The sequence below is a fragment of the Candidatus Electrothrix sp. genome, from assembly GCF_052785085.1.
In genome coordinates this window covers 63,834-78,459 of record NZ_JALAAI010000002.1, presented here as the reverse complement: position 1 = coordinate 78,459, position 14,626 = coordinate 63,834, and the positions used below count along the sequence as shown (strand labels likewise).

Genomic DNA, 14,626 nt, shown 5'->3' with positions numbered 1-14,626 from the left:
CCCGTAGCTGGTTTCGTGCGCTAAGACGCCGGAGCCAGAAAGGTCGCAACTTGATCTGGGAGCGCATTAAACGACTGATAAGGACGTGGTTACCCACTGCCAGAATAAAGCATCCGTATCCGAACCAACGGTTATGCGTCACTTGACCCAAGGTAGGAGCCGTATGAGGTAGTTCCTCACGTACGGATCTGTGCGGGGGGTGCCGGGTAACCGGTATCCCTACCGCGATCTTCAACGCATCGGCCTCGCAGGCAAAATCTTGTTTACACAACTTATCGAATTGTTTGGATTCTTTTGTGCCCAATTTCAGGCATTTTTTATTCACGCTCTTGATACCTCGTTGATATGCTTCAGGAGAAAAGACCACCAGCCAATGCTGCCTGACATCTCCATACTCTGTCCCGAGACTACGAAATGCTGCTGTTTCAGGTTCTTTCATCAGGTCTGGAGCTACTGCATGGATAACTTCCTGGCACAGGGTCAATATTTCAGGTACACGGGAAATCCACAGTACTTTACTCAGTTCTCTTAATGTTTCCGCTGTATAGAGAGCACTATCTGCGGACAGATATTTCAGGTTGAAATCCTTGTTTAGCTGGGAAATGTGCGCCTGAACAGTTTTTCGGAAGTCTGTTTTGTCGCTACTGTTGCCACTGAGCGGTTTCATCAAAAGCGGGATACCAGCCTGCCGTTCACAAATCAGTTGGAGCACGACTTGGTTCAGATCTGGACGATGGTCACGACTGTAGCCTTTTGTAATCCGAATAACACCTTCTTCCTCTTCTGAGCCGTTGCCTTGATAGTGACCATCGGTATGAAAACTCGTTGAATCCATATGACCGAAACGGGTCAGCAGTCCAAGGCGATCAACTGCCCTGAGCGCAAGCTGCGAATATAACTCTTCAGGATTATAGTCATAAATATCGTCCAAGGCCCGGCCCAACGTAGTATCGTTCAGATGTTGAGCTTCAACGCCTTCTCCGATAAGCCGATCTACTGGTTTATCCTGAAAAAAATGCGGTGTCAGATACAGTGCCCGGTTTGCAAATCCCAACCCGTTAATAACCATTGCCTTCACAGCCTGACCAAGCGAGACTATGCGTTTCTCGTTGTCCTGCGGAATCAGGCTGTCGATTAATTCCCCAATCCCGAGTTCGTCATACATACCTGCAACCAAACCTAAGTGATTGAGGAGTTTGCTTGAGCATTTTTGTGGTAAAATAAGTGTGTTGTTTTTCATATCCGTTGTCTGATTGGATTGATTAAATGTCTTTTTGAGGCAGCAGATTATAAAATATTTTTTTAGGTGTCAACGTGCGGAATGCGAGTATTAATTTTATATCAAATGCTTTTTTATTGCATTAGCTTCACGGATTCAGGTATCATAGAAAACAGGACACTGTGAGTTGTGATCAGATTCCATTCGGTTCTGCCGCTCGGGATGCTCTTGAAATCATTTGAATCGGACTATCATAAAGAGTGCGTATTGATTGGTCTGCTGCAGATATCTACTGGCTGGATTCCGTGTTCCATTGCTTCCTTTTTAGCAATTCTTGAGCCTATCTTGATATAGAGGTAACACCAAAAATTGTATGAGATAAGTGGAAGTGGTTTGCGGGCCATAAGTTGAGCAGCTTTCTCGGGTATACAATGCCCAGTTGAAAGGGCTTCTGCTGTAATGCGTAGTGCTCTATCAATATAATAAAGAGGTGGTCGGAAAATTCCTTTGTATCCTTTAAAACCAGTTATAGGCTGGCCGCTGATCAGTACCTCACCAGCACCTAATGCGAGCCCTCCAGCCCAAGTCATATCGAATTCATGAGCAAAGTTTCGACAAATAGAAAGCGATATAAAATTTTGATATGGTTCAGGAAAACCGTTGTTTGCTATTGCGATCATTTTTTTCTGATCTCTGTTTTTAAACAAATATTTTTCCCGTATTATGAGATCGAATATTTCTGTTATCTGGAAGGGGATGGTGTCACCATAAAGTGGATAGGTGACAATTATGAGGTCAGCTTTTGCTATGGCGGAGAAAAATTCTTTCTTGTTGTTGTAGAGCAGTTTCTGGTCAATCGGAAGCGCAGTGGTACTCCAATTGCGTTGCTTGAGTTTCTTTAACAGAGAATTTCCCAGCACAGAGGATGTGCTGGATTTTTTACGTTTTGGACTTCCGATAAGCAGCAACGCATTGGGATGAGGGGGAAGTTTTCCAGTTTTTTGGTCTGCCTTTCTTGGTAATGCGCAGACTTCTTTTTCGTATGGGAATCTGTCGTGTTTTGAGAGGAGGTGATCTAAGTTATAAATAATATCTTGTGGTGAATCCGTGCTGCGAATTACACCGGCAGAGTAGGACTGTGAGCTGAAATTAAGAGCATTTCTTCCGATAAGCCGTTTGAAGCATTCCGATGAGTCTTGTTGAGGGGAAGGATGTACACCTATCCCGACAAGGCGTGGGAAAAAAGGATAACGTGCAATATGATGTATTTCGTCGTGGATTTTTCTAAAAAAAGGCAAAAGAACAGGGAGGGAACGGTCTACGACCTTTTTTAACTCGGAAGAATATCCTCCAAAAACAACAGGAGTAAAGAAGATGACCGTCTCGCAGTTCAGAATCGCACGGAGAATATCAGTTCCAGCATCACCATTAATACATTTTCCGGGTGTTCTGACCCAGCAGTTAAAGCAACCGATACAAGGATTAAGCTTGATTTTCCGTAATTTTAAAGTTTGTATCTGATCACCGTATTGTTGATGTACTTTATCAATAAGAAGGGTAAGTATCGGGGCAAGATGTTTATCCTCGTGTCTTGTCCCGTCCAGAATAACTGTTTTTTTTTCTGATAGCTGTCTGTTCATCTGGAAAAGTTGCGAGAAAATAGGGTTACCATGCTCTGTTTACTTCATTCGCACAAAACCAGCCGCTCATAATCGCACCTGTAAATCCTCCTCCAGGATTTGCCCAAGCTGAAGCAAAGTACATGTTTTTAATTGGTGATTTGTTGGGTAATCTAAAAATTCCGGCCTGTCCAGGAAGCTGTGCGAAACCGTATACCGTTCCTTCAGGGTTGAGTGTATACTTATGTATTGTTTTCGGAGTTCCTACTTCATAACATTCTATTTCATTCATGATACCGGGAAGAAATCGTTCAAGTCGTTTAAAAAAAAGTTGGGCGACTTCTTTTTTTTTCTTTTTATAACTGTCTCCGCTGAGTTCTTCCCAAGTAGATGAATAATCTGCAATACAGACAACACCGAAGCTTTTTCCTTTTGGTGCTAACTCCGAATCAATCTGGCTGTAATCTACAAAGAAAAAACTTCTTTTAGAAAAACTACCTGTGAAATTTTTGTTCAGCTCGTTTATTTTTTTAACATTCTCATGCAGCATAAAGGTTGAATAATTCTTACTTCCCAACTCTTTTATTTCCCTTTTGAAGCCGATATAAATTGATAGTAATGAACAGGATTTTACAAGTTTTTTTATTCTTTTTTTGATCAATAGGCCGTTTTTTTTATCAAGCAAAGAGGCAATATTCGGAATCGCAGCATTAACTATAATTGCTTTTGCATATGATGAGTATATTTTTCCGTTATTATTTTGATATGTCACACCAACAGCTTTCTTCCCTTTTGTTAGAATTTTTGTCACGGTATGATTAAAAATCAGTTTTCCATTATTTTCTTCGATAACATTTGCAAGGTAATCAGATAGTTTTTGTGATCCGCCTTTGATATAATATGTTCCTCCTTTGAAATAACTTGCCTGAGCGGCACTGAAATATATAAGCGACATTGAATACGGATCATCATGATAATAGAAAAGATTGGCCAGTAGAGCAAGTTTCAGGTCTTCATCGGTTATTACGGAATCTATGAAATCTCCGACTGTCTTGAATGTATAGAAAGTAAGATGCGGGTACAAAAAGGGAAATATCGGCAGCAAAAAAATAATTTTCCATCTTTCCGTAGGTAATTTTACGATCTCTTTTCGTAGGGAACAAATAATTTTGAAAAATTTTCTTATCCCACTTGCTTCAACAGGAAATTTTTTAATCAAGATGTTTATAGCCTCCTGCACGGAACTCGGTATAACAATATCTAATCTTTCATTTTTAATACGATAAAACTCATCAGTCTGTATAAATTGAACCTGATTAAAAACTCCGAGTTCTTCAAAAACTTTTCTTTTGGGATCCTGCTCGTCAAGACCGTCTATCGCGTGGAGTCCAACTTCCATTATATAATCATTTCTTCTGAATGTTGTTGCGCAACCTCCGGGAATACTGTGTTGTTCAAGGAGGAGCACTCTTTTTCCGTCTTTTGCAAGTTTTGCTCCGGCTGTAAGGCCGCCCAAGCCTCCACCTACAACTATTACATCATATTTTGTTGCTATTTCCTGATCTGATCCAGAGAGAGAGATCTTCATTTGTCCCACACAACAACACAGTTACGCCCAAGTTCTTTTACCCGGTATAATGCCTGATCTGCATTCTCAATTAGTTCTGTCCTGTCAGTACCTGTTAATTCAGCTACTCCCACACTGACAGTTATCTTCAACGTCTCTTTGCCGCAGTCGGTTTCATGGAAAACCTTGTGTTCATATACGGCTCTGTTGATCTTCTCCCCGATCAGCCCGGCTTCTTGCCTCCCGGTATCAGGAAGTATGACCGCAAACTCATCTCCCCCGTAACGGGCCGCCACATCATGTTTACGTATTCCTTTCTTTATTTCCTGAGCCACACTCTGCAAAACAATATCACCCACCTGATGTCCATACGTATCGTTAAATATTTTGAATTTATCCACATCTATAAGAATAAGGCTTAATTTCCCTTTTTTCTGACAGGTCGTTTCCGTGCTGTTTAAAAGAAAGTTGTCAAAATACGCACGGTTATATATACCGGTCAAGGCATCCATAACAGATTGTTTGAACAGACGGGCATTTTCTATGGAGACTCCGGCCTGACTGGAAATTAATTCCAATACCCACAGATCCTCTTTGCTGAATAGTCCGCTGATCATTCGATTATCAAGATAGACTGCTCCCAACAGTTCGTTTCTATGCTGTATCGGCACACAGAGTACGGAACGCAATCCGTAATTAATAACACTTTCCTGTTCTTTGAAAATATCATCCGTGACCGCATCCTCTATAATCAAAGGTACTTTTTCCTTTTCGACTTTTTGGACAATACTCCGGCTCGTAAAAAATGTATCGTTTTCTGAATTGATACATTCCACATTTCTTGCCACTCTTACCGCCAATTTTTTAGGCTGATTCCTGTCTTCTGGATAGAGAAACAATATTCCCTTTTCCGCTCCGAGAAGTTCTATAGTCTTGTCCATGATTTTTTCCAGCAGCTCGTCTAAATCCAAAATGGAACTGAGGTAACGACTGGTTTCCAAAGCAGTCATGATTTTCCTTTCCGAGCTGAATTGCAGCTGCGGCGTTGTCTCCTGCTCGTGAAAAGGCTCCTGCTCCAGGGGAGGCTGTTCTTTGATACCTGCTATTGAAAGTGTTTTTTTGTAATCGGTATTTGCACCTATCTTTCTAAAAATATTGCGTGCTTCTGCAAGATATTTCTTTCCTTTTTTTTTATCACCGGCATCTTGTTCATGAATTAGAAAAGAACCAGCCTCCATGAGGATGTATCCCAGTCGATATGTATCCTCGGTCTGCTCCCGGAGAAATCTTATACCGGTTTCCCAGTTGCGGATAGCTTCCTGTTTCTTATCGAAAAGCCAGTTGTATGTACCTTGAACCTGGTAAGTCCAACCTGCTATAAATTTGAATTTCTTACTCCATTTTAAGGATTTTTTACAAAACCAGAGTGCTCTTTTAAAGTATTCTTGTTTCTTTTTTTTAGACAAAGTTGAAATATTTTGAACAGATTCAAGGTAAATCTGTGCGCCGAGAGGAAGTAAGTCGAGTGTCCATGCACCGTTACTGTAATGCGAGGGAAAAAGATTTGATACCTTTTCTATACTCTGAATAGATTCAAAATATTTTTTTTGCCGTAAATAAGCATAAGCTAAGGTCGATAAGGAAAAAAGCATATTGGTCATATCTCTGGTTTTTTTCATTAAAACAAAACTTTTCTGCACCTCTATGATTGTCAGATCAGTTATCTCTCCAATTAGAGATAGAGCTTTGCCTTTTCCCATCAACCCCCAACCTAAGTTTTGTAACGCTTGAGTTTCACCTGCCAAAGCAATGAATTCTTCACTGACTGCAAGGGCTTCGTTTAATCTTCCTGTAAACAGACAGTTTTGGATTCTAAATGCATATGCGACCCCAAGATCCCAGTATTCACCCACCCCTCTTAGCAAATGTATGCTCTTTTTTGAGTATTCTAAACCCACTACAGGTTTGCTGAGCATAAACATAGCAAGACTATAACCGGCATAAACGGCACCTTCCTGAAGTTTATCGCCTGTTTCTTTTGCAGTAGTTACACCTAGGTTGAGATATCTTAGAGCGTTGGACTCCCAAGGGATTGAAGCCCATACAACTCCTCCGAGCATATAGTTATGAACAAGCTCTGGGCATGGAGATATTTTTTCAGCCAAATTCAAGGATTTGAGGTGGCAGTACAGGCTTTTTTTCATATTTTTAAAAAAATACCATTTATATAGCCTGTTAAGGGCACGCAGCATGATAATAACATTATCGGAGTTTCTGCTGTTCGTTTTACGGGTAAAAAAACTTGGAATCCATGTATGCAGCGTCTGGATTCCAAGTTCTACCAATAGGCTTACATGGACAGACAATGTACTTTGGGGGACTTTTATTCCCAAGAAACTCAATGCTTGTTCTAAAGCATGAAAGCTTTTCTCTACTTCCCCTTTTTCAAAAAAGGCATCTCCCATTTTACTAAGAATTTTACTTTTACGTACTTTATGTTCATCAGGAATAAGCTTTTTGCATTGTTCAAGTATTTCAAGAGAACTGTCGAAACGTCCGATCAGCCTGTAGCTTTCTCCCAAATGATCTAGCAGTTCAATATACTCGTCGGTTCTGTCCTCTTTGTTGTCTAATATTGCTTTGGCATAAATATAGTAAGTGACTGCATCCTTGTTGGCATAATTTTCTTTTGCTCTTTCTCCGGCCCTGAGCGCATACTCTAACCCTTTTTCTTTATCTCCTCCTTCAATTAAATGATAGGTTAATTCAAAGAGTATTTCATCTTCCTTTCCCTTGTACTGTTCCAACAGAAATCGACTGACTTGTAAGTGATACTTTGACTTCTCCTGATTGGATATTTTTGCAAGAAACGCCTCTCTTATGCGGTCATGGGCAAAGCGCACCGAGCTTCTGTCACTAAGCGAATACTCCAGAAGGTTTTTCTGAACCGCCTGATCTATCAGCTCCAGAACCGATGTATCATTCTGTTTTATGAGGCGATAGAGGTGGTAGAGTTTAAACTCTTTGCCTATGACAGCACTTATCTTGAGGAGCTGCTCAAGCTCTTCGGATATATCCTTTGTCCGAAGCAGCATCATATCAAGTACGTTATCAGGCAGATCCAGGCTGTTAATTTTCTCCTGATCAACCCTGCAGACACCGTGTTCCCAGGCAATAGCTTTATGCTCAATAATTTCTTTTAACAGGGTAATTGTGAAAAAGGGGTTCCCCCCTGCTTTGTTGATCAAATATTCTGTAAAGTCATGAATCTGTGCATTCTCCTCCTTGAGCAGGCCAGCGACCATCCGCTCCACCCGATCATGAGTCAGGGGTTTGACCTCTATATCTGTGACCGCACCCAGTTCCTTGAACTGGGAATTGTTTCTTATTCTGCTGATACCATGCGTTGCGTCTATTTCGTTGTTTCTGTAGGTACCGAGAATCAGGAGATTGGAATTCTTCATGTGCCCTGCAATATGTTCAAGCAGGCGCAGGCTTCCCTCATCAGCCCATTGCAGGTCATCCAGAAAGAGGATGCAGACCTGATCTTCACGAACCAGGTTACAGATAAAATTAGATGCTGTAATAATGAAGCGGATATTTTCTTTTTCCGGATCCATCGCAGGAAGTTCAGGCACCTCGCCGAGCAGCTCTTGCAGGTTAGGATTCAGTCTGAGCAGTACAGCACCAAGCTCTCCGGCCAATGCCTGTATTCTCTTGGTCTCCTGCGCCCTTTCTTCAGCTCCGGCTCTGGTGATTTTCTGGATGAATTCATCAAGCGCATGCTTGAAGACCTGATACGGCACCTTATTTTCCTGAGCCATGCAATGACTTTCAAGAAAGATTTCTCCCTCGGTATATCCTCGAATATACACATATTCTTTAACGGCTTTTATCAGGCGAGTTTTTCCAACTCCCGGTTCGCCTCCGACGAGACAGATACTGCCCTGTTTTCGTGCGGCCTTGTTAATCAGTTTTTTTATTTGCGTCAGCTCTTCTTCTCTACCTACCAGCCTGGTCTGGTAGCTGAGGCGTATCCCGGTTCGGTCTTTCTCTCCTATAGTGAAATCCTGTTCACCCCGCAGGTAGCGCTGTATATCATGCAGGAGTCCTTTGGCACTCTGGTAGCGTTCATCCTGGTCTTTTGCCAGGAGCCGGTTCACTATCCGTACAACGACATCAGGAATATACGGATTGAACTTGTGGATAGGCGCAGCCTTCATGGCTGCAATCTTGTGAAGCAGTTCTGCTGTGGTAGAAGATTTGAAAGGCAGTCTTTCAGCTAACAGATAATAGAGGATGACCCCGACCGAGTAGAGATCACTCCGCTCATCAAGCTGTTTCCGGATGATGCCGGTTGCTTCGGGAGACATATACGAGAACGTGCCTGACATGTTCTCATTGTTTTCAGAGTTGCTCAACTCCATAATATGAGCTAATCCGAAATCCAGAAGTTTGATTTCAGGCTGCTCTATTGCACTGTTCACAATGAAAATATTACTCGGCTTGACATCCCGATGAATAATATTATGAGAATGAATACAGTGGAGGGCTTCTGCGACTTCGCCTATCAGGATTAATGCTTCATTAATACTTAATTTGATCCCTTTTTTTAAGAGACCAGCAAGGCTGTCTCCTTCCAGTAGTTCAGTGACCAGATACGGGGTGCCTTTATAATCTCCTGTTGCATGAAAGTTAATAATATTAGCATGGTCAAGTGTGCTGATTACCTTGACTTCATTTCTGAATTTGACCACGAGTTCAAGATACGGGAGCGTGTTGACCGGATTCAGAAATTTGAGGGCAACTGTTTCACCAGTCTTGTTATCCAAGGCGCGATACACCACAGACATGCCTCCCCTCCCGAGTTCTTTCAGGATGAGATATCTGTCGTCAATCAATTCATTGATATGTAACGTGTTCAGCATAGTGATATTGACTGAATAATTGGAGCTGTTGTGATATTTTTTTCGCTGTAACAGAGGATGATCGCTTAAGTTCTGTTGCCCTGATTTATGAACTAACCATAAAATGGCCTATTTTTCATTATGAATATCAAGATACAGAAAAAAACGTTTACCTGCTGTATTGCCTTGCTTCTGCGTAAAAATACGGGAAGCAGAGATGTAAAAGATCTGTCAACTGTCAGGTATATTGAAAGAAAAATCCAAGAATGATGTGCTTGACAGGGAAGGGGAGAGCTGGCCAGCCAAGGGATTGGGTTGGTTATGGGCGTACGCAAGCTTGTTCATTAAGGCTGACTGTGTTATTCTGACCAAATACCGGGCTGGTGCCGGGAACATATTAATACGCACCTTTTTCATATGAAGATATATAACACATTAACACGAAAAAAAGAAACTTTCTCTCCTCTTGAGGAGGGACATGTTCAGCTTTATGTTTGCGGAATAACCTCATACGACTATTGCCATATCGGACATGCTCGTTCAGGCCTGGTTTTTGACATGGTGGTTCGTTATCTGCGGTACCGTGGGTATAAGGTGACCTTTGTTCGTAATTTCACAGATATTGATGATAAGATTATTGCCAGGGCAGCTGAACAGGGCGTGGATTCTGGAAAACTTGCAGAGCGCTTTATTGATGAGTTTTATACGGATATGGATGCGCTGGGGGCACTCAGGGCAGATATTGAGCCCAAGGCCACAGAGCATATCCAGGAAATGATAGAGCTGATTCAGGAGCTTATAGACAAAGGACTGGCCTATCCTGCTGGAGGGGATGTCTATTACCGGGTCGGGAAGTTCCCTGATTACGGGATGCTTTCCGGTCGAAAACTGGAAGATATGCAGGCTGGTGCCCGGGTAGATGTGAATGAGCAAAAAGAAGACCATATGGATTTTGTTCTTTGGAAAGGCGCAAAGCCTGGGGAACCGAAATGGGAAAGTCCTTGGGGCGAGGGCCGTCCGGGCTGGCATATTGAGTGCTCTGCCATGAGCCGTAAATATCTGGGTAAGAATTTTGATATCCACGGTGGTGGCAAGGATTTGATTTTTCCTCATCATGAAAATGAACTGGCCCAGTCTGTGGGAGCCAATGCCTGTTCCTTTGCCAATTTGTGGATGCACCATGGATTTGTGACCATTAAGGATGAAAAGATGTCCAAGTCCTTGGGGAACTTTCTGACCATCCGGGATGTACTTCGGGAATATCCGGCAGAGACACTTCGTTTTCTTATCTTCTCGACCCAGTACCGAAATCCCCTGGATTTTAGCGAAACTGCCTTACAGGATGCTCAGACCGGGCTGGATAGAATGTATGATTGTCTGGCTCAGATCAGCAGGCTTGTTCTGGCAGCGGAGACTGGTTCAGATTCGCTGATCGGGCAAAAGGATCAGAAAAAAATTCAATCCATGCGCCAGCGCTTTGAAAAGGCAATGGATAACGATTTTAACAGCGCCCAGGCTTTAGGACATCTTTTTGACGGGATCAAGGTTCTGAATAAGGTGTGCAGGATGCTGGCTCATCAGCAGGGAAGTGCTGAGGATTTAGAACTTCTCAAACAGGCTGGAGCAACAATACAGGAGTTGGCTGGTCTGCTCGGTGTGCTGCAACAAGATCCGGTTCAGTATTTTCAGGAGAAGAAGGAGGCGCTGTTAGCGGCAAGCTCCTTATCAGAAGAAGAGATTAATGCATTGATTGCAGAGCGCAATGCAGCCCGGCAAAACAAGGACTGGGCTGCCAGTGATGCGGTTCGGGATACATTACTGGCCCATAATATTGAACTGCACGATGGCCCGGATGGTACCAGCTGGGGAGTGAAGGCGTAGTTTTTTTGTCTCTTTGATAGGGGCAACCGGCGGTTGCCCATTAATACAAGGGGCGCACTCCTTGTGATAGTCCAGTTCGCTGTTATTTGGTGAGGTTGAAACGATAGCCTTATTTCCTCAACCCATGTTCATTGTCTAAAAACCAGGCATAGGTATCAGCGATACCTTGTTTAAGGGTGATCTGGCTTGTCCATCCCAGTTCTGTTAATCGGGAAACATCAAGAAATTTTCTCGGCGTGCCATCTGGCATGTCCGGGTTATAGCGTACTGCTCCCTGAAAGCCTACTGCTTCGGCCACCAGCTTGGCCAGTTCAGCTATACTTACCTCTTGCCCGGACCCCACATTAACGATTTCTGGCTCGTTGTATTGCTCCATCAGAAAAATACAGGCTGCAGCCAAGTCATCTACATGAAGGAATTCCCGTTTGGGTGTGCCTGTGCCCCAAATCTCTACCTGGGCAAGGCCCTGTTCCTTTGCTTCATGAAATTTACGAATCAGGGCAGGCAGGACATGGGAATTTTTCAGATCAAAATTATCGCCAGGGCCGTAGAGGTTGGTGGGCATCAGGCTGATGGCATTAAAGCCATGTTGCTTATGATAGGCCTGGCACATCTTAATGCCTGCAATCTTGGCTATGGCATACCATTCATTAGTAGGCTCAAGCTCACCGGTCAGTAGGTGCTCTTCCTTCATTGGTTGGGGAGCAAATTTGGGATAGATACAGGAAGAACCCAGGAAAAGAAGTTTTCTGCTCCCGTATTGATGGGCTGCATCAATGATATTGGTCTGGATAAGCAAGTTATCGCGAATAAAGTCAGCTGGCATGCTGTCATTAGCATGAATGCCCCCCACCTTGGCTGCTGAGAGAAAGACATACTCAGGTCGTTTATCCGTAAAAAAGGCACGAACAGCAGCCTGATCAGTCAGGTCAAGCTCAGCATGAGTGCGGGTAAGGATATTGCGGCACCCGGCTTGTTCAAGGGCACGGCAGATAGCAGAGCCGACCAGTCCACGATGACCTGCAACGTAGATCACAGCGTTTTTCAGGAGCGATAAAGAAGGTGATGAAGATATTATTGACATGATAATGATCGTAAGTAATAAGGATAGGTTGAGAGTGATACCATGAAACTGCCCGATTAACCCTCTTGTCCCGCATAAATGGGAAGGGAACAGAGTCGGCTTGAGCCGTTTCTCAATCAATCGTTATCAAAACCATATACTCAAGCATTTCATGAAACGCACGTAGAAAAGATCCATGATTCTGAAATTATCTTGATTGCCACCTTTGACACCTGGACATGCGCTCTATCATGACGCAATACGGACCGTACGTCCATGTCTTTGAGGCTGTAGGCGAGACGAACTCATGAAAACGTTCGATGCTGATCCTTGAGCGGAAGGTCAGGCCGTATGTGCTGGGCTCCTGGATTGATGAGAGTAAGACCAATACCGAGTATGAGATAAACTCTTAAAATACAGTAAAAAAAAGCCTCCATATCCATTGGCAACAGCAATAGTGGACAGGTTCGATTCTATTTGATATAGTCATAAGTTTATAAAGTGCATTACTCCGAGTTGGGTCAAATACAAACCGGACATTGATTACTGATATTGCAAAAGTTTTTAGGACAGTGTGTCGTCTTGTGGAACTGGTGATCGGACAAAAAATGGCGAAACCATAATAATATATGAAACAGATAGAGATAAAGATTGAACATGGTGATTGCTTGGATATCCTCAAGCAGTACCCGGATAATTATTTTCAACTTATCGTAACGTCCCCTCCTTATGCCGATAGCCGAAGCAAAACCTACGGCGGAGTTAAACCGGATGATTATGTGGATTGGTTCCTGCCCAGAGCCAAAGAATTCCTCCGCGTCCTCAAGCCAAACGGCACCTTTATCTTAAATATCAAAGAAAAGGCGGTCAATGGCGAGCGACATACCTATGTCATGGAATTGATTTTGGCCCTGCGCAAACAAGGCTGGCTCTGGACAGAAGAATTTATCTGGCATAAAAAAAACTGTTTTCCCGGCAAATGGCCCAATCGCTTCAGAGATGCTTGGGAACGATGTCTGCAATTCAATAAAACAAGAAAATTTAATATGTACCAGGAAGAAGTCATGGTACCGATGGGGGACTGGGCCAAAACCCGTCTCAAAAATCTCAGCGAGACTGACCAAACTCGCGATGAGTCCAATGTTAGTAGTGGATTCGGAAAAAATATCTCCAACTGGCAAGGCCGTGACATGGCTTATCCGACCAATGTGCTTCATTTTGCGACAGAATGTAACAACAAAAAGCATAGTGCAGTTTTCCCCCAGGCTCTTCCTGAATGGTTTGTTCGATTATTTACGCAGAAAGATGATTGGGTGCTTGATCCTTTTTCCGGTTCAGGAACCACTGTTGAAGCAGCGCAGAGTCTGAACAGAAACTCTGTAGGAATTGATATCCACCCTGAATATTGTCAACTGGCAAGGGAAAGAACAGCTGTTCATCAATATAGATTATGTGAAGAAGAGACTGACTATGCAACAGATAACTCAGGAAATAATAACAGAGTATGTGGAAAAAAACATACCGGAATTTCATCGCAACAGGATAGAAAAACTCGGAAAGCTCGAACTAAAAGCCGTACTCAAACGTAAGAATCCCTATCTGTTCAAAGTGAAAAATATTGTCACTGCGTCAAACTTTGTTGAAACTATTCTTGACGCATATTTGTCCTCCCAGGAAGAAACTCTGTTCGGCGGATTCCTTGAGGGATTGGCTATTTATGTTTGCCGCCATGTTTACAGAGGAAGCAAATCTTCCGCTGAAGGGATTGACCTGGAATTCGAAAAAGATGGCACCAAATACATCGTTTCCATCAAATCCGGCCCAAACTGGGGAAACTCAAGCCAAATCAAACGGATGAAAGACAACTTTCGTAAAGCAAAGAGAATTCTCGGAACCAATACTGCCTCGTCTCCTAACGTAGTTGCAGTCAACGGCTGCTGTTATGGGAGAGATAATACACCGGATAAAGGTGAATATCTCAAGTTGTGCGGACAACGTTTCTGGTCTTTTATTTCCGGGAACGAAAATTTATATACCGAAATCATAGAGCCTCTTGGCCATAAAGCAGAGGAAAAAAACGAACATTTTCTTGAAGAATATGGCAAAGTAGTCAACAAGTTCTCCCTTGAATTTATGAAAATGTTCTGTGATACATCAGGACAAATTCATTGGGAAGAGGTCATTCAGTTTAATGCAGGACAAGTCTGATGGATTCGTAAAAAGTCTTGAAAGGCCAAAGTAACGAGGTAAACTTACTCCTTTAACGGCCCCGCCCCTCCCTGTTCCTCATTTCCCTTGAGCAATCTACGTCTTCCTGTTACATAAGCAGGATTGTATCGTACTGTACTCTACAGCAGATACCTTCCCGTT

At 42.9% G+C, this 14,626-nt stretch carries 8 protein-coding genes; 3 read left to right on the top strand and 5 right to left on the bottom strand.

Annotation, left to right across the window (positions count from 1 at the left end):
- The 4 genes from L2082_RS00725 to L2082_RS00710 form a co-directional block, all read right to left on the bottom strand.
- On the bottom strand, nt 1-1,240 hold a 1,240-nt coding region (locus tag L2082_RS00725), incomplete at its 3' end, for an IS1634 family transposase (RefSeq protein WP_446011351.1).
- Between the two features lie 230 nt (nt 1,241-1,470).
- Nucleotides 1,471-2,859 (bottom strand): flavodoxin family protein, encoded by a 1,389-nt coding sequence (locus L2082_RS00720; protein ID WP_446009745.1) that lies wholly within the window; start codon nt 2,857-2,859, stop codon nt 1,471-1,473.
- 25 nt (nt 2,860-2,884) lie between these two features.
- Entirely contained in the window at nt 2,885-4,426 is a 1,542-nt protein-coding gene (locus L2082_RS00715; RefSeq protein ID WP_446009747.1) for a phytoene desaturase family protein, read from the bottom strand.
- The gene (locus L2082_RS00710; protein ID WP_446011350.1) at nt 4,423-9,333 is read right to left on the bottom strand and encodes a protein kinase domain-containing protein; all 4,911 of its coding nucleotides are present in this window, start codon (nt 9,331-9,333) and stop codon (nt 4,423-4,425) included. Before L2082_RS00710 ends, L2082_RS00715 begins: the two co-directional genes overlap by 4 nt.
- Nucleotides 9,334-9,729: 396 nt before the next feature.
- On the opposite strand from L2082_RS00710, the gene cysS reads away from it, so the two are divergent.
- Nucleotides 9,730-11,193 (top strand): cysteine--tRNA ligase, encoded by a 1,464-nt coding sequence (cysS, locus tag L2082_RS00705; protein ID WP_446011349.1) that lies wholly within the window; start codon nt 9,730-9,732, stop codon nt 11,191-11,193.
- A gap of 109 nt (nt 11,194-11,302) precedes the next feature.
- Here the strand turns inward: cysS and fcl are convergent, their stop codons facing one another.
- Nucleotides 11,303-12,277 (bottom strand): GDP-L-fucose synthase, encoded by a 975-nt coding sequence (gene fcl, locus L2082_RS00700; protein WP_446009374.1) that lies wholly within the window; start codon nt 12,275-12,277, stop codon nt 11,303-11,305.
- 608 nt (nt 12,278-12,885) lie between these two features.
- Between fcl and L2082_RS00695 the strand changes: the two genes are divergently transcribed.
- Complete coding sequence (locus tag L2082_RS00695; protein ID WP_446009373.1) at nt 12,886-13,845, top strand: DNA-methyltransferase; 960 nt, start codon at nt 12,886-12,888, stop codon at nt 13,843-13,845.
- Nucleotides 13,727-14,464, top strand: a complete 738-nt coding sequence (locus tag L2082_RS00690) for a PmeII family type II restriction endonuclease (RefSeq protein ID WP_446009372.1) — start codon at nt 13,727-13,729, stop codon at nt 14,462-14,464. The genes L2082_RS00695 and L2082_RS00690 overlap by 119 nt, the downstream gene beginning before the upstream one ends.
- The last annotated feature ends 162 nt before the right edge of the window (nt 14,465-14,626 follow it).

What these genes read in the sequence shown, in the direction of transcription:
- fcl (WP_446009374.1), bottom strand. Translation starts at nt 12,277, where the DNA reads ATGTCAATAATATCTTCATCACCTTCTTTATCGCTCCTGAAAAACGCT.
- L2082_RS00695 (WP_446009373.1), top strand. Translation starts at nt 12,886, where the DNA reads ATGAAACAGATAGAGATAAAGATTGAACATGGTGATTGCTTGGATATC.
- L2082_RS00710 (WP_446011350.1), bottom strand. Translation starts at nt 9,333, where the DNA reads ATGCTGAACACGTTACATATCAATGAATTGATTGACGACAGATATCTC.
- L2082_RS00720 (WP_446009745.1), bottom strand. Translation starts at nt 2,859, where the DNA reads ATGAACAGACAGCTATCAGAAAAAAAAACAGTTATTCTGGACGGGACA.
- L2082_RS00690 (WP_446009372.1), top strand. Translation starts at nt 13,727, where the DNA reads ATGCAACAGATAACTCAGGAAATAATAACAGAGTATGTGGAAAAAAAC.
- cysS (WP_446011349.1), top strand. Translation starts at nt 9,730, where the DNA reads ATGAAGATATATAACACATTAACACGAAAAAAAGAAACTTTCTCTCCT.
- L2082_RS00715 (WP_446009747.1), bottom strand. Translation starts at nt 4,426, where the DNA reads ATGAAGATCTCTCTCTCTGGATCAGATCAGGAAATAGCAACAAAATAT.